The sequence below is a fragment of the Marinobacter sp. genome (genome assembly GCF_041690615.1).
Lineage (GTDB): Bacteria > Pseudomonadota > Gammaproteobacteria > Pseudomonadales > Oleiphilaceae > Marinobacter.
Map to the genome: position 1 here is coordinate 1 of NZ_JAWLGY010000016.1, position 15,975 is coordinate 15,975.

At 59.6% G+C, this 15,975-nt stretch carries 17 protein-coding genes; 6 read left to right on the plus strand and 11 right to left on the minus strand.

Annotated elements, in window-relative coordinates:
- Window positions 1-421 precede the first annotated feature (421 nt).
- The 9 genes from ACESMZ_RS11995 to ccoN form a co-directional block, all read right to left on the minus strand.
- Window positions 422-1,102, minus strand: a complete 681-nt coding sequence (locus ACESMZ_RS11995; RefSeq protein ID WP_372957066.1) for a sulfite exporter TauE/SafE family protein — start codon at window positions 1,100-1,102, stop codon at window positions 422-424.
- A gap of 1 nt (window position 1,103) precedes the next feature.
- The gene (ccoS, locus tag ACESMZ_RS12000) at window positions 1,104-1,355 is read right to left on the minus strand and encodes a cbb3-type cytochrome oxidase assembly protein CcoS (RefSeq protein WP_372957067.1); all 252 of its coding nucleotides are present in this window, start codon (window positions 1,353-1,355) and stop codon (window positions 1,104-1,106) included.
- Between the two features lie 19 nt (window positions 1,356-1,374).
- Complete coding sequence (locus ACESMZ_RS12005) at window positions 1,375-3,846, minus strand: heavy metal translocating P-type ATPase (protein WP_372957068.1); 2,472 nt, start codon at window positions 3,844-3,846, stop codon at window positions 1,375-1,377.
- Window positions 3,839-4,378 (minus strand): FixH family protein, encoded by a 540-nt coding sequence (locus tag ACESMZ_RS12010; RefSeq protein WP_372957069.1) that lies wholly within the window; start codon window positions 4,376-4,378, stop codon window positions 3,839-3,841. The genes ACESMZ_RS12005 and ACESMZ_RS12010 overlap by 8 nt, the downstream gene beginning before the upstream one ends.
- 56 nt (window positions 4,379-4,434) lie before the next feature.
- A complete protein-coding gene (gene ccoG, locus ACESMZ_RS12015) occupies window positions 4,435-5,880 on the minus strand; it encodes a cytochrome c oxidase accessory protein CcoG (RefSeq protein WP_372957070.1) in 1,446 nt (481 codons plus the stop codon).
- Between the two features lie 145 nt (window positions 5,881-6,025).
- Window positions 6,026-6,919, minus strand: coding sequence for a cytochrome-c oxidase, cbb3-type subunit III (gene ccoP / locus ACESMZ_RS12020; RefSeq protein WP_372957071.1), 894 nt, complete (start codon window positions 6,917-6,919; stop codon window positions 6,026-6,028).
- Entirely contained in the window at window positions 6,916-7,101 is a 186-nt protein-coding gene (locus tag ACESMZ_RS12025) for a cbb3-type cytochrome oxidase subunit 3 (RefSeq protein WP_372957072.1), read from the minus strand. Before ACESMZ_RS12025 ends, ccoP begins: the two co-directional genes overlap by 4 nt.
- A gap of 5 nt (window positions 7,102-7,106) precedes the next feature.
- Window positions 7,107-7,715 carry a cytochrome-c oxidase, cbb3-type subunit II gene (gene ccoO, locus ACESMZ_RS12030; RefSeq protein WP_372957073.1) on the minus strand — a complete coding sequence of 203 codons (609 nt, stop codon included), beginning with the start codon at window positions 7,713-7,715 and terminating at the stop codon, window positions 7,107-7,109.
- 18 nt (window positions 7,716-7,733) lie between these two features.
- Window positions 7,734-9,164, minus strand: coding sequence for a cytochrome-c oxidase, cbb3-type subunit I (gene ccoN, locus ACESMZ_RS12035; RefSeq protein ID WP_372957074.1), 1,431 nt, complete (start codon window positions 9,162-9,164; stop codon window positions 7,734-7,736).
- Between the two features lie 71 nt (window positions 9,165-9,235).
- Here ccoN and ACESMZ_RS12040 point away from each other — a divergent pair, with 71 nt between their 5' ends.
- The 3 genes from ACESMZ_RS12040 to rlmM all read left to right on the plus strand — a co-directional run bounded on the left by ACESMZ_RS12040 (window position 9,236) and on the right by rlmM (window position 11,259).
- Window positions 9,236-9,394 carry a hypothetical protein gene (locus ACESMZ_RS12040; protein ID WP_372957075.1) on the plus strand — a complete coding sequence of 53 codons (159 nt, stop codon included), beginning with the start codon at window positions 9,236-9,238 and terminating at the stop codon, window positions 9,392-9,394.
- Window positions 9,395-9,451: 57 nt separating this feature from the next.
- A complete protein-coding gene (locus ACESMZ_RS12045; RefSeq protein WP_372972681.1) occupies window positions 9,452-10,105 on the plus strand; it encodes an alpha/beta fold hydrolase in 654 nt (217 codons plus the stop codon).
- A gap of 62 nt (window positions 10,106-10,167) precedes the next feature.
- Window positions 10,168-11,259, plus strand: a complete 1,092-nt coding sequence (gene rlmM / locus ACESMZ_RS12050) for a 23S rRNA (cytidine(2498)-2'-O)-methyltransferase RlmM (protein WP_372957077.1) — start codon at window positions 10,168-10,170, stop codon at window positions 11,257-11,259.
- A 15-nt stretch (window positions 11,260-11,274) separates the two neighbouring features.
- On the opposite strand, the gene ACESMZ_RS12055 is transcribed toward rlmM, so the two are convergent.
- Window positions 11,275-11,559: an antibiotic biosynthesis monooxygenase family protein gene (locus ACESMZ_RS12055; protein ID WP_372957078.1), complete on the minus strand. Its 285-nt coding sequence runs from the start codon at window positions 11,557-11,559 to the stop codon at window positions 11,275-11,277.
- 165 nt (window positions 11,560-11,724) lie between these two features.
- On the opposite strand from ACESMZ_RS12055, the gene tusA reads away from it, so the two are divergent.
- A complete protein-coding gene (tusA, locus tag ACESMZ_RS12060) occupies window positions 11,725-11,967 on the plus strand; it encodes a sulfurtransferase TusA (protein WP_372957079.1) in 243 nt (80 codons plus the stop codon).
- Between the two features lie 30 nt (window positions 11,968-11,997).
- On the opposite strand, the gene dsbD is transcribed toward tusA, so the two are convergent.
- Window positions 11,998-13,872, minus strand: a complete 1,875-nt coding sequence (dsbD, locus tag ACESMZ_RS12065; protein WP_372957080.1) for a protein-disulfide reductase DsbD — start codon at window positions 13,870-13,872, stop codon at window positions 11,998-12,000.
- Between the two features lie 61 nt (window positions 13,873-13,933).
- Here dsbD and ACESMZ_RS12070 point away from each other — a divergent pair, with 61 nt between their 5' ends.
- Window positions 13,934-14,614 carry an elongation factor P hydroxylase gene (locus tag ACESMZ_RS12070; RefSeq protein ID WP_372957081.1) on the plus strand — a complete coding sequence of 227 codons (681 nt, stop codon included), beginning with the start codon at window positions 13,934-13,936 and terminating at the stop codon, window positions 14,612-14,614.
- Window positions 14,598-15,962 (plus strand): DEAD/DEAH box helicase, encoded by a 1,365-nt coding sequence (locus ACESMZ_RS12075; protein ID WP_372957082.1) that lies wholly within the window; start codon window positions 14,598-14,600, stop codon window positions 15,960-15,962. Before ACESMZ_RS12070 ends, ACESMZ_RS12075 begins: the two co-directional genes overlap by 17 nt.
- Window positions 15,963-15,975 lie beyond the last annotated feature (13 nt).

Consider the following 15,975-nt stretch of genomic DNA (forward strand, 5'->3'; position numbering starts at 1 on the left):
TTTGGGATACGATGGTTCTCTTTCACTACAATGGCCCCATGCGACAAGCCTGCCGAAGGCAGGCGCAGGACGTCAGAGCGTAGCGACGACGGGCCCGAAGGGCCGAAGGCCGACAGGCCTGAGCAAAGTAGGTCATCCCAGTGCGAAGCACTGGCCGACGGCATGGTAGAAGCGAACTTATATGTTGCCAGGGGCGAACGCCCGGAGCGTCTCTCGAAGGGCCGGGTCATCGTCGCCGCGCAACGCGCGGCCGGTCTCAGCCAACTCCGATCTGCCCTACAACGGCCCCATACGATAAGCCCGCCGGGTTATTTTATGGGGTTAAGAGCCTGCGGTGCTTCAGAGCCTGAAGAACCTGGCAAGCCACAAAAAAGCCCCGGCACCTTAGAGCACCAGGGCTTAGTTACAACCTGAACCAACCTCACATAAAGGCCATCCACGGCAGCGTCCATAGTCCGAACGCCACCATGGACGCACCGGCAATCTGCCGGAACCAGCGGTTAGTTCGTAGCCCCTGAATCCAGGTAGCGGCAAGGCCTGTTCCGAGCATGGAAGGCAGGGTGCCCAGACCGAAGAACAGCATGGTACCCGCAGCCGCCGTGGTGGTGGGTTGCAGGGCAGCCCAGCCGAGGGTGCTGTATACCAGGCCACAGGGGAGCCAGCCCCAGAGCGCTCCCAGAAAAAGGGCCTGAACGGGGTTTCGAACCGGCAGCAGTCTCGCTGTCAGGGGCTGAAGCCGTCTCCATACGGGCCCGCCCACCTTTTCAATGTGGCGTATGCCATTCCACCACTGTCCCATTGAGAGCCCCATCAGGATCAGCAGGATTCCGGCCAGGGTGCGAAGCGCCGGTCCGAGCGCACCCCAAGAGCTGGTAGCGCTAACGCTCAGCCAGGCAATGAGGGTTGCGATCAGGACATAGGAGCCGATCCGGCCCCCGTTGAAGGCCAGCAACATGAGAATCTGGCGGAACCGGTAACCTCGGCCAACCGGTAGTGCCATGGATAGGGAGGCACTAATGCCGCCGCACATGCCCAGGCAGTGGGTGCTGCCCAACAGGCCAATAACGAAGGCGGCAGGATAACTCAGGGCCAGGTCTTGCAACTCAGCCTCCGTGGTTCTGGCGATCGTCCCCGGATTCTGTTTCCGGAGGTCTGGCAGCCGACAACGGTTTTTCTTTCTGATGAGGCTGCTTCGCGTCGTCGGGAATCATATCCCGGTCGTCGTCGTAAAGAATGCGGTGTGCTGGTCCTTCCAGGTCATCATACTGGCCGCTTTTTACGGCCCAGTTGAATACCAGTACTCCAATCGTCACCAGTATCAGGGTGATGGGGATCAGTATCAGCAGAATATTCACAGTGGTGTCACCTTGTTCCTCAACCGGGGCTGGCTTCTTGCTGACCCCTGGAAGCGATTTGTGGGTGTTCTGGAGGGCGGCCCTGACGGGATTCGCGACTGAGCCTGAGGGCATTCAGTACCACAACCAGGGAGCTCAGGGACATACCGATCGCGGCCAGCCAGGGGGGCACAAGACCGGCTGCGGCCAGGGGTAACGCCATCAGGTTGTAGCCCAGAGCCCACATCATGTTCTGTCGGATAATACGCCTGGTGTCCCGGCTGGCGTCAATAGCCCTCACCAGCAGGTTCAGTTGCCCGCCCAGCAGGATACCGTCCGCTTTCAGTTGCGTCAGGTCAGTGGCCGATCCCATGGCAACGGATACCGCGGCCCCCGCCATGGAAGGCAGGTCGTTGAGACCGTCCCCCACCATCATGATCTTGCGGCCTTGACCGGACAATGCCTGCAGGTGGGCAAGCTTTTCTTCCGGCGAGGCACCACCGACGGCTTCATCGATGCCGAGTTCGTGCGCCACCCGGGTCACGTGGTTTGATCGGTCGCCACTGAGCATGACGGTGCGGATATTACGGGCCTGCAGTGTGCGAACCGTGTCCATGGCATCCTTGCGCACACGGTCATCGATCATCAGTCGTGCCTGTACCTTTCCGTCAACGGCAAGCCACAGGTCTATACCCTGGATATCACTATCCGGCAGTGTGACCTCGGTGCCTGTCGAAGACTCGATGAAATCCCGATGGCCGATCACCACCGGCCTGCCATGCCAGGTGCCGGTCAGACCCTGGCCCAGGTGGTTTTTTACATCCACGACGGTATCCGGGCGTGTACCCCGGAAAACTTCTGCGATGGGGTGTTCAGAATGCTGCTCGAGGCCGGCAGCGATAGCGAGCAGTTGCGTGCTGGAAAGATCGCCAAGCGGTGTGACGCCCAGAAGGTGCAGCCTTCCTTCGGTCAGGGTGCCTGTCTTGTCAAAGACGACCGTATCGATCTCACCGAGGGTTTCCAGGGTGTGTCCCCGTGTCGGCAGAAAGCCCATTCTGCGCAGCTTCAGGGTGGCACTGGTAAGTGCGGTAGGCGTTGCCAGGGACAGGGCGCAGGGGCAGGTAACCACCAATACAGACAGGGTTATGTCGAAAGCGTTATCGGCACCGGCAAGCCACCAGCCTATCCACACCAGGGGTGCGATGACCAAGACCCGGCTGACGAATACACCGGCAATCCGGTCCGCCATCCGGGCGATCCGGGGCTTTTCGGACTGAACCCGGTCGAGAATGCGCAGAATACCCGACAGCCGGGTGCGGCTGCCGGTGCGCAGCACTTCCACTTCAATGGGACTTTCGCCATTGATGCTGCCGGCAAATACCTCATCCCCCGCGCCATGGGATTCGGGCAGGTACTCTCCGGTCAGGGCTGCCTCGTTCAGTGTCGAGTGTCCGGCCACGATCACGCCGTCAACCGCCAGGGTTTCGCCGGGTTTGACGCGGATACGATCTCCGGGCCTGAGCTGGTGAGCGGCTACGACCTCGGACTCTTCCCCTCTCAATACCGTGGCCACGCGGGGCTGGTAGCTGCCCAGGGCGGCCCCTGTCAGCCCTGCCCGGTAACGGGCCCGTGCCTCGATAAAACGACCGAGGGAGAGGAAAAAGGTGAACATACAGACGGATTCAAAATACACTTCGTCACCGCCAAAAAAGGTAACCCAGGCACTGGCGGCGTAGGCCAGCCCGATGGCCGTGGCAACCGGGACATCCATGGTGAGGTGTCTGGAGCGGACATCCCGGATGGCGTTACTGAAGAAGGGGCGGGCACTGTAAAGAACAACCGGTGTGGCGACCAGAAGGCTGAACCAGCGGAACAGCTGGATGAACTCTGGGGACAGGTCGCTGATCATTTCGAAGTAAAGTGGCACGGCAAGCATCATGCTCTGCATGGTGCCGATACCGGCGACGAGTAGCCGAATGATCGCGGTGCGGTTCTCCGCCTTCAGGGTCAGTTCCGCTTCGTCCGCGTGGTAGGGCGAAGCGGTGTACCCGAGTTCATGGATAGCGATCAGCAGGTCGCTGAGCCGGGTTTCCTCCGGTGACCAGACAAGCCGCGCCCGCTGGGTGGTATGGTTGACCGTAAACGAGAGTACTCCGGGCAGGGCGGTGAGGTGTCGTTCCAGCAGCCAGATACACGCCGCACAGGTAATACCCCCGATCAGAAGCTGGGCCTCCTGGCCGCCCTTGACGGGCGCGACGAAAGCTTCCTGGGCTACCGGGTGATCGAGCTCACGGATCCGCTCTATGTCGGCTGAAGACAGGGTTCGCGGTGTGACGGCCGGGGCAGTACGGAACTGATAGAAGCTGTCGAGCCCTTCACTGTGGATGGTCTCGAAAACCGCCCGGCAACCATGGCAGCAAAAGGCCCTCTCCGGGTTATCGGGGTCGGGCACTATCGCCTGGTCAGGCCTGACTGGCTCACTGCAGTGGAAGCACGCGAGTGTTTCAGCCACGTTCTGGGTCGTTGGGCCGCATTACAATGTCTGAACTGGCGGGGAAACGTCCTTCCCCCTTGATGCGCCAGTCAGCAGACGGATCGCTGATGTCCAGGTACCAGCGGCCATCGATATTGCCAGCTACCTGTCCACGGTAGTGCCCATCACCGGTTGCGTTGAGCTGAATGACCCGGTCCTGTTCACCCATGGTCGGGTGGAACAGTTGCAGCACCAGATAGTCCGGCTCGACTTCGCTACTGCTCTGGGCGCTGGCAAGGGTGACTTCAAGGTTACGGCCGCTCTGCTGGATACGGGCTTCAAGTCCCAGATCGGCGGCCAGGGAGTCCCGTGCAAGTGACTGGTTGATACCAAGGCCTTCCTTGGAGTAATCATCCACCACCATAGACGTATGGGTGGTCAGAGACAGAGTTATGGCCACTATGCAATAGCTGATGGACGCTGCCGGGAACAGCACCAGGAACCAGAACCATGGCTGCCGGTACCAGGGGCGTGAGGCTTCGTAGTCTTGAATACTTGCGGCTTCTGACATGTCGGACTCTTTAATGAATCTTGGGCAGTCCGTAGGAACGGACTGCCTGAAAGGGTTTAACGGGGCCTTGGACCGACAAAACGGCTGTCGGTTTCATCGGTGATATTACGATCGTCCGTGGCCAGGATACGGAACGTGATGGCCGTATTGATGTCGTCCAGATCGTCCGGGTCGACTTCAACCACTACCGGAACAGACCGGAGGTCACCTGCGGCAACCTGAACCGCCTCCTCACCCCGCAGCAGGCGAGCAGAGTCGATACCCTCGAGTTCGATACGGAACTCCCGCGGAAACTCGGCCATATTGCTGATCTTCAGCGTGTAGGTATTTTCGACCCAGCCATTGCCGTTGTAGCTGAACAGGGCACCACGGTCCCGGATAACATCCAGTTCCACCGGTACGCGGGTGGCTATTGTAACAATCACGGCGCCGATCATGAGCATCAGCAATGCTCCGTACCCGAAGGTACGGGGGCGCAACAGCTTTGACGGGCGGCCTTCCAGCTCGTTCTCCGTGGTGTAACGAATCAGCCCGCGGGGGTAGTCCATCTTGTCCATCACACTGTCACAGGCGTCGATACACAGGGCACAGCCGATACATTCGTACTGAAGGCCGTCACGGATATCGATACCGGTGGGGCAGACCTGAACGCAAAGACCGCAGTCAATACAATCGCCAAGCCCGAGTTCTTCCCGGTCTGCGGTCTTTTTGCGGCTGCCCCTGGGTTCGCCCCGGTTGGGGTCATAGGACACAATCCGGGTATTGCGATCGAACATGACCGACTGGAATCGGGCATAGGGGCACATATACAGGCAGACCTGCTCACGCATCCAGCCTGCGTTCAGGTAGGTGGCAACGGTGAAGAAACCCACCCAGAAATAGGCCCAGCCGTTGGCTCCCAGCGTGAACAGGTCCGCCAGCAGCTCCCGAATGGGATAGAAATAGCCCACAAAGGTTATACCCGTAGCCAGTGCAATCAGCAGCCAGATCACATGCTTTGCCGACTTGCGGATCATTTTTTCGGGGGAGTTGGGTGCCCTGTCCAGCCTCATCCGCTTGGTATGGCTGCCCTCGATACGTTCCTCCACCCACATGAAGATGAACGTCCAGACCGTTTGCGGGCAGGTATAGCCGCACCAGACCCGGCCGAACAGGGTGGTTATGAAGAACAGGCCGAAAGCACAGATGATCAGCATGGCTGCCAGCAGGAAGAAATCCTGGGGGAAGAAGGTCATGCCGTAGAGGTGGAATTCCCGGGCCGGCAGATCAAAGTGAATCAGCGGATCGCCATCCAGTGTGATCCAGACGAACACAAAATACATGCCCATCAGCGCCATCAGGCTGAAAAAGCGGATACGCTGGAACAGGCCCTTGATTTCCCGCACATAGATTTTCTTGCGGCTGGCGTAGAGTTCGACGGTTTCCGGCTTTTTCTTGTTGTTTTTGTCGGAGGGGCCGTCAGTGTTCGGGTCAATCTGCTGGACCGGAATCTGACTGCTCATCATTACCTCCTGATGGTAACAGGCCCGCGTATTCCCGGAATGGCAAGACACTTCAGCCTGGAGATCTTCTCAAGCCTGGGCCCGCAGGGCAGGCCCAGGGTTGAAAAGACCGGGCACCGCAGTTTGCGGCGCCGGCTTTTCAGCTTTAGTCGTTGGACAGGCTGTAAACGTAACCTGCCAGAATATGGATCTGATCATCGCTCAGGCGTTCGCCCTGGGCGGGCATGACGTTCTGGCGGCCATAGAGAACGGTCTCTTCGATCCACTCGTAAGTGCTGCCGTACAGCCAGACGTTATCGGTCAGGTCCGGGGCACCAAGGGCCTGGTTACCCGTGCCGTCCTGACCGTGGCAGGAAGAACAGGCCTGGGCGAATACTTCTTCTCCAGCTTCAGCAGCTTCCTCATCCTGGGCGCGGTTGCTGAAACTCAGCACATAGTTTACCACCTGGTCGACCTGCTCGGCGTTCATGTTGGGCATGGTTCCCTTGGCCGGCATGTTGCCCTGACGACCGTTGTGCAGGGTTTCCAGAATCGTGTCCGGATCGCCACCATACAGCCATGCATCGTCAGTCAGGTTGGGGAAGCCAACGGAACCACGACCGGCTGAGCCGTGGCATACGGCACAGTTGTTGGCGAACAGGCGCTGACCCATCTCCATGGCATCCTCGTTACCGGCAAGTTCCGGGATCGGGGTGTTGCCATACTGGGCGTAGATCTCACTGTAGCGGGCTTCAGCCTGCTGTACTTCCTCTTCCCATTGTTTCTCCTGCGTCCAGCCCAGCAGCCCCTGCCAGTTGCCCAGGCCCGGGTAGAGAGCCAGGTAGATCAGGGCAAAGACACAGGTGCCTACGAACAGGTAGAACCACCATTTCGGAAGCGGGTTGTCGTACTCCTCGATGCCATCGAAGGAGTGACCCATGGTTTTTTCGGTTTCAGTGTCGGTGGTCTGGCTCTTGCGGGTGGCGAAAAGCAGCCACCAGCAGCCAAAAATGGTACCGAGCACGATCACACTGATCCAGATGCTCCAGAAGGTACTCATCGTTTTTTCTCCGTTTTATCCTGTTTCAAAGTGCGCTCGGCGATTTCATCGTCATCAAAGGGCAGGTGCGCCGCTTCATCGTTCTTTTTTTTCCGGTGAGAACTGAAAGCCCACCAGACGATGCCCAGGAACGCGATCATTACCAGAAGGGTCTGGATGCCCCTGAAGTCATTGAGATCCATCGAAATCACCGTTTGTCAGAGATCACTGTACCCAGTTGTTGCAGGTAGGCGACCAGAGCATCAATTTCGAACTGGCCACGGACATCTTCTTCCGCGCCGTCGATCTGCTCATCCGTGTAAGGCACCCCCAGGGTCTGAAGTGTCTTCATCTTCTGGGCGGTCTTGGTGTGGTCGACCTTGTCCTCGAACAGCCAGGGGAAGGCGGGCATGTTGGACTCGGGCACTACGCTGCGCGGATCGTACAGGTGCATCCGCTGCCAGGAATCGGAGTAGCGGCCACCAACACGGGCCAGGTCCGGACCAGTGCGCTTGGAACCCCACAGGAACGGACGCTCGTATACGAACTCGCCCGCAACGGAGTAGTGGCCATAGCGCTCGGTTTCGGCACGGAAGGGCCGGATCATCTGGGTATGGCAGACATGGCAGCCTTCCCGGATGTAGATATCACGGCCTTCCAGCTCCAGCGGATCCAGCGGCTCGAGACCGGCCACTGGCTCATTGGTTTCATCCAGGAAAAACAGGGGAACAATCTCGGCGAGGAAGCCGCCGCTGATCACAAACAGGATCAGCACGGTCATCAGGCCAAGGTTCTTTTCTACAATTTCGTGTCTCATCTTGTACTAAGCTCCTGATCAGGCCGGCTGAGCCGCAACATTGTCCGCAGCAACCGCGTCTTTCTGACGGATGGTCATCCACACGTTCCAGGCCATGACAAGCATGCCGGTAAGGAAGATGGCACCGCCGATGAAACGCACCAGGTAGCCCGGCCAGGAGGCCTCAAGGGCCTGTACGAAGCTGTAGGTGAGAGTTCCGTCGTCGTTGACCGCACGCCACATCAGGCCCTGCATGATGCCGTTGACCCACATGGCAACGATGTACAGTACGGTACCGACGGTTGCCAGCCAGAAGTGGACGTTGATCAGGCCAATGCTGTACATGGCCTTGATGCCCCAGAGTTTCGGGATCAGGTGATAGATGGCGCCGATACTGATCATGGCTACCCAGCCCAGGGCACCGGAATGAACGTGACCAATAGTCCAGTCAGTGTTGTGGGACAGGGCGTTCACCGTCTTGATGGACATCATCGGACCCTCAAAGGTCGACATGCCGTAGAAGGACAGTGAAACCACCAGGAAGCGCAGAATCGGGTCGGTACGCAGTTTGTGCCATGCGCCCGAGAGGGTCATCATGCCGTTGATCATACCGCCCCAGGAGGGAGCCAGCAGGATCAGGGACATTACCATGCCTGCAGTCTGGGCCCAGTCCGGCAGGGCGGAGTAGTGCAGGTGGTGACCACCGGCCCAGACATAGGTGGCAATCAGCGCCCAGAAGTGGACGATGGACAGACGATAGGAGTAGACCGGGCGATTAGCCTGCTTGGGTACGAAGTAGTACATCATGCCCAGGAAGCCGGCGGTCAGGAAGAAACCTACGGCATTGTGGCCGTACCACCACTGCATCATGGCGTCCGTCACACCTGCGTAGGCGGAGTAGGACTTGAACGCAGAGGCCGGCAGCGCCATGTTGTTACCGATATGGAGTACGGCGATGGTAAGGATGAAGGCACCATAGAACCAGTTGGCCACGTAGATATGGGGAGCGCTACGCTTGGTAATGGTACCGAAGAACACGATGGCGTATGTGACCCAGACGATAGCGATGGCTATGTCGATCGGCCATTCAAGCTCGGCATATTCCTTGGTTGTGGTAAGGCCAAGGGGCAGGGTGATGGCGGCGGAAACGATAATGGCCTGCCATCCCCAGAAGGTAAAGGCAGCCATGCCGTCCGAGAACAGCCGCGCCTGACAGGTACGCTGGACAACGTAATAGGACGTTGCAAACAGGGCACTACCCCCAAAGCCGAAGATCACGGCGTTGGTATGTAACGGCCGTAAACGACCGAAGTGGGTCCAGGGCAGGTCGAGGTTTAATTGCGGCCACACCAGCTGCGCTGCGATCAGCACACCCAGCGCCATGCCCACAATACCCCATACGACCGTCATGATGGCGAACTGCCTCACCACCTTGTAGTTGTATGTCAGGTTTGCATTCACTGTGCTCATAGCCTTACCAATGGATTCAAGGGTGGGAAAGAAAATCGGCGCAAGTATGGAGAATCGATGACCTGTTTGCAATGACTCAGGTCAACTCCACCTGCGACGGTAATGCCGCTGAAATCAGTGTGATGGCGAATTTGTTTGATCTTTTTGTGGTGTACAATTGGCCGGATTTTCCGATATTCATCAATAAATACCGCAAGCTGGCGGCCATGGGTAAATTTGCGACCATTTGACGCAGTCTGCCTGCGCGGTTCAGATCCAGTCTGGTTGACCCCGGGAGACCTTGCAAGATGCATGACCTCATTCATGACGCGGCCCGCTCCGGGCCCAGCGACCCCCCCTGCCTTATTCTGGCCCATGGTGCCGGTGCCGGCAGTGACAGCCCCTTTATGGAACGACTCGCCGGGACCCTGAGTCGGGCGGGGGTTAACGTATGGCGGTTCGAGTTTCCTTATATGCAAAAGCGCCGGTCTGACGGGCGTAAACGCCCCCCGGACCGGCAGCCCGTGTTGCTGTCTCACTTTGCCGCCGTGATTGAGGAGTGTCGTTCGGCCATGGGCCCGGGGCAACCCCTGGTGATCGGCGGCAAGTCCATGGGCGGGCGCATGGCATCCTTGCTGGCTGCTTCACCTGGCACTCCGGATGTCAGCGGAGTGGTCTGTTTCGGTTACCCGTTCCACCCGGCGGGCAAGCCGGATCGCTGGAGGACGGATCACTTTGGTGACTTGCCTTGCCTGATGGCGATTTTTCAGGGTACCCGCGATCCGTTTGGCAGGCCGGAAGAATTGGAGGCCAGGCCTGATCTGCCCGGTCAGGTCAGCGTCCACTGGCTTGAAGGCGGCAATCATGATCTGCGCCCCCTGAAAAAGCAGGGGCTGGGCGAAGATGCTCTTATCGACAAGGCAGCGGGCGGGGCAGCTGCTTTTATAGGCACACTAAAGTAGTCTGTGCGCCCGGGCCTCACCCGTGGTGATGTCCTTGAATTTGCCGGTGCAGAGGTACCCTGATGGATGATCAACTCAATCAAATGCTCGTCTTTTGTCGGCCCGGTTTCGAGTCGGAAGCCGGTCGAGAACTGACTGATGCCGCCGCAGCGAAAGGAGCCTGGGGGTACTTTACGCCGCAGACCGGCACTGGCTGGTTGCGCTTTACCCTGGCTGGAGGGCTTGATGCACCGTCGCTGCTGGGGCAGCTGCCATTGGAATCCATGGTCTTTGTCAGGGACTGGCAAATACTGCTGTGGGAGTTGCCGCTGCCCGAAAAAGACCGAGTGGGTGCCGTGGTGGAAGCGCTGCGCGAAGGCAGGGGTGCTGCGGCCCGGGCTTGTGTCCGGGTTGATGTGAGAGTCGGGGAAAACAGCGCGGACCCGGATCTGGGGCGTTTTGCCCGCAAATGGGTAGCACCGCTCTCCAGGGCCCTGCGCGGAGCTGGCTTGCTGGGCGCCGAGGCAGATGGAACAGTTGGGGATCGGCTGGAGATCCTGCTCCCGGATTTCGGCTCTGCGCTGATCGGTGTCAGTCCGGCCGGTAACCGGGCCCGCTGGCCGATGGGCATCCCCCGGTTGAAGCTGCCGGCCTCGGCGCCCAGCCGCTCGGCGCTCAAGCTGGAAGAGGCCTGGAAGGTGCTGCTGCCGGCTGACCGTATGCTGGAGTATCTGGGCGGCGGAAAAACGGCTGTCGATCTGGGAGCGGCCCCCGGAGGCTGGACCTGGCAACTGGTGCAACAGGGCATGCAGGTAACAGCGGTGGACAACGGTCCTATGGATGAAGCGCTGATGGCCACAGGGATGGTTAACCATGTGCGGGCGGACGGGTATCTGTGGCGGCCGAAAAGAGCTGTCGACTGGATGGTGTGCGATATTGTGGACAAGCCACGGCGTACAACCGCAATGGTCAGTGAATGGTTTGCAGACCAGTTGTGCCGTTACAGCGTCTTTAATCTCAAGCTGCCCATGAAAAAACGCTACGACGAGTGGCTGCTGTGCCGGGATTTGCTGGAGTCCCGGCTGGCCAACGCCCCGTTTGGAGTCCGGCTGAGCGCCCGGCAGCTTTACCACGACCGGGAAGAGATCACCTGCTTCCTGGAGCGGACTGACTGACCGGGCCCGGTATCCTCAGCACTGGTGGAGAATAGTGATCTTCTCGTCCTGGTCCATCATGGGCTTCACATCGCTGAGAAGTTCCTGGCGTGCTTCGGAATGATACCAACGGTCCCAGTCTGCTTCGGAGCGCCAGTTTGCCAGCGTAATCCTGTGGTTGGGGTCATGGGCGTTCACCAGGGTTTCGCCGGAAACGAACCCCGGCGCGGATACCGCGCTCTGGAGAATCTTTCGGGACCGCTCTTCATAGGCGGATTCCAGGGATTCGGCAATATGACGTTCGATCAGCACACGAATCATAGGTACCTCTTGGGCCAGTAACTATACCGTCAGGGCAGTGTTTTGGTCTAAAATAGACCTGTATGACAGTAATTTAGCACCTGATCCGGCAATTTACATCAGGTTTGTCCGGAAACCTGGCCGACAGGCGGAAACGCTTGCCGGTGTGCACTGCGGGAGGTAATTATGGCAGAAACCCCTAACCAGGATGCCGAGCTTGATGCCCGCGGGCTGATGTGTCCGGAACCGGTGATGATGCTTCATAACCGGATAGCCGATGTGCCGGTGGGCGGTGTGCTGCGGGTATTGGCGACAGACCCTTCGACGACCCGGGATATCCCCCGTTTCTGCCAGTTTCTTAGCCATGAACTGCTCAGGCAGGAACAGTCCGGGGACGAATACCTGTTCTGGATTCGACGGGGCGCCTGAGCGGCGGCCCGTCGACAGATAAATGTCGGGTCAGAGGAGCGCTTCGGCTTTTCCCAAGTGGTCCAGGAAGGCGGCACGATCCATCTCGCCCAGCACCCGAAGGTTCTGGTCCTCAGCGCCGTCCGGGTCATAGAAGAGGATGGCCGGGGGTCCGAACAGGCCAAGCTCGTCCAGCAGGGCCTGCTGTTCTGGCGTGTTGTCCGTCATGTCGATCTGCAGCAGGGTGTAGGGTTCCATTGCGGTAATCACCCCTGGCTGGCTGAATACCTCCCGTTCCATGACCTTGCACGAGATGCACCAGTCGGCGTAGAAATCCAGGATAACCGGTTGCCCCTGTTCCCCGGCCTCGGCGAGACGTTCCCGAATGACGTCCGGCTCTTCGATCCGTTCGAATGGCGCATGCTCCTGCGTCGCTGAACTGCCGGAGGCCGTCCCACTGGCAATAAAGGGTGCCAGTGGTCGCAGAGGATCGGACGCACCGGCCAGCGCTCCGGCTAACAGGGCCAGGCCCCAGGCGAACATTACCAGGCCCGTCCCTTTCCAGGTTCGTTGCCAACCGGCGCGAGCCTGGTCGAAGGCACCCAGCTGAACCCCGGTGATGGCCGCGAGTACACCCCAGAGCGTCAGTGCCAGCCACGCGGGCACCATTCGCTCGACCAGCCAGATGGCGACTGCGAGCAGCATCACACCGTAAAATGCTTTTACAACGTTCATCCACGGGCCGGTCTTGGGGAGCAGTTTGCGTCCGCCCACGGCCACCAGGATGAGCGGAACACCCATCCCCAGGCCCAGCGAGAACAGGGCAACCCCGCCTACCACGGCATCCTGTGTGGTACTGATATAGAGTAAGCTGCCGGCCAATGGGGCCGAAACGCAGGGGGATACCACCAGTGCCGACAGGGCACCGATGCCAAAGACACTGGCTAACCGCCCGCCACTCAGGTTCTGGCTGGCCTGGTTCAGTCGGTTCTGGATGCCCTGGGGGAGTTGCAGGTCAAAGATGTTGAACATGGCCAGGGCGAACAGCACGAACAGGGCCGCGAAAGTGCCCAGAATCCAGGGCGACTGCAATTGTGCCTGCAGGTTGAAGCTGGCACCCAGCAATCCGGTGATAACACCGGCGGCGGCGTAGGTCAGCGCCATGCCCAGCACATAACTGAAGGCCAGCACCAGTGCCTGGCCGGAGCTGCGGGTATTGTGACTGGAAACCAGGGTAGAGATGATCGGCACCATAGGCAGTACACAGGGGGTGAAGGTCAGCCCTAGCCCCAGGGCCAGGAAGACCAGCGCTATGATGGCCAGGGACTGTTCTGACAGGAAGCCAGCCAGGCCAGTGGCCGACTCCAGGTCGGTTTCACCCGCCAGCCCGGATGAGGGGGGCTGACCGCCAGACCCTGTCCTGTCTGGCGCCTGTCCGGCGGCCTCGGTCTTGCCGCTGGCATAGTAGAGCACCTCCCGGGTCTGGGGTGGGTAGCACAGCCCCGCCTCCGCGCAACCCTGATAGGTCACCTGCAGCGTGGCTTCCCGGATACCTTCGGGGAGCGAAAGCTCCACTTCGGCTTCTACCGGTTCATAGAAGACGTTGACGGTACCGAAGTAGGGGTCCTCCGTTTCGACGCCGGCGAGGGAAAACTCCGGTGCGGACACAGTCACCCCGTCTGTTACGGCGGTAACCTCAATCCGCTCCTTGTAAAGGTAGTGCTCGGGAGCGGTATCCCACCGTAACAGAACACCCTTGTCAGTGGTTGTGGAGCTGAACGGCAATGCCTCGTCGACCGGCAGGAAGTCCTGGCCCCCAAGGCTGTTACTGCCAAAAGCTGCGTGGCTCAGGCCAGCAGGAAGCAGGAATAACAGAAGCAGGACGAAACGGGCTACAGCGTGAACAGCAAGAGGTCTCGGTGGCATGAATAAAGGCATCTTTCAGGTGAATTCAGGGCTTCCGGAAACGGATGGAGTGACTGGGCTTGTGGCGGAAAGTTCCCCTGATGATATCCTGCTGGAATTCCTGCCGGTAAAGCCGCACAATAACGGACCCATGAATAACCGTCCAGATGACCTTGTCACACTGTTCAACGCCCTTTTCAGGGATGTCCTGAAAACCGAACTGGTTCGTGGTGGCGATGAACCGGAGTACCTGCCGGCCGGCCTGGCCGGACCCTGCGCTCAGGTGATCTTTGCCCATGGCTATTTCGCCAGCGCTCTCCATGAAATCAGCCACTGGTGCATCGCAGGAGCGCGGCGGCGTAAGCTGCGGGACTACGGTTACTGGTATTGTCCGGACGGACGCACCCCGGAGCAGCAGCTGGCCTTTGAGCAGGTGGAGGTGAAACCCCAGGCGCTGGAATGGCTGTTTGCCGTCGCCAGTAAAAGCCGCTTCCATATCAGTGTGGATAACCTGGAGGGCGGCGGGGCCATTGATGAGGCCGGCTTCCGGCGCCGGGTCTATGAACAGGCCTGCTATTATCTGGACCACGGGTTACCGCCAAGGGCGGAACAGTTTCTCGGTGCGTTAATGGACCATTACGGTACCGGACCGGAGGATTTTCTCCGGTGGCGCGAGCAATATCACTGTCTGACGGGTACGCATGTTCCCGGCACAGCACAACATTTCACAACAGTAAGCGAAGCCTATGACGCAATCTCCTGAATCCGGCAAAACAACAGAGCAAACCGAAGCAACACCAGCGCAAGAGGACGTCAAACAGAGCGGTATCCGCTTTGCAGAGCTGGGCCTCGATAAACGCCTGCTGGATGCGATTGCCGGCATCGGGTTTGAGTACTGCACGCCGATTCAGGCCGAGACGCTTCCTTATACCCTGGCATGCCACGACCTGATCGGCCAGGCCCAGACCGGCACCGGCAAGACGGCAGCCTTTCTGATTACAGCCATCCAGACGCTGCTGGAAACTCCGGTTCCGGACAAGGAACGGTTTGCGTCCGAGCCCCGGGTGCTGGCACTGGCGCCAACCCGCGAATTGGCCATGCAAATTGCCAAGGATGCCGAGGAGCTCTGCGCCCGTACCGGCCATCGGGTAGTGTCTGTCGTCGGTGGGATGAATTACGACAAGCAGCGGGAAGTGCTGCAGAACGAAATTGTGGATATCCTGGTGGCAACCCCCGGCCGGCTGATTGATTTCCTCGGCTCCCAGGACGTCTATCTGGACCAGGTGGACCTGCTGATTCTTGACGAAGCGGATCGCATGCTGGACATGGGCTTTATCCCGGATGTGAAGCGGATCATCCGTCGCTGTCCACCCAAGGACGACCGTCAGACGCTGCTGTTCAGTGCCACCTTTAACCAGGATGTGCTCAACCTGGCCTCGATGTGGACCCACGGTGCTGAGTTCATCGAGATCGAGCCCCAGCAGAAGACGGCGGAGCGGGTCAAACAGACCGTCTACCTGGTGTCTGAGGAGCAGAAGCTGCCGGTACTGGTGAACTCCCTGAAACAGCCAGGGGTGGACAAGGCCATCGTATTCGCCAACCGCCGGGACCAGTGCCGTGACCTGGAGGAAGACCTGAAAAACCAGGGCGTGGCTGCAGCCCTCATGTCGGGGGAGATTCCCCAGAACAAGCGGCTCAAGACCCTGGATCAGTTCAAGAACGGCGAGATCCAGGTGCTGGTGGCCACCGACGTGGCCGGCCGTGGTATCCACGTGGAGGGTGTTACCCACGTATTCAACTACAACCTGCCGGAAAATGCCGAGGACTACGTTCACCGCATCGGGCGTACCGGCCGTGCCGGTGAGTACGGCATTTCCATCAGCTTTGCCAGTGAGGACGACGCCTTCGCGCTTCCGGGTATCGAGAGCTACATTAGCCAGAAGCTGACCACTTCGGTACCGGAGGAAGAGCTGCTCCAGCCCCTGGAGAAGCCCCTCATCCAGCGCCGTCGTGGTAGCCGTCGTTCCGGTGGTGGCCCCCGCAGTGGTGGCAACCGGAGCCGGTCAGGGCAGGGCGGTCGCAGCCGCCCCCGGTCTTCCGGCAACCGGTAAAGTCTGGCTTGCC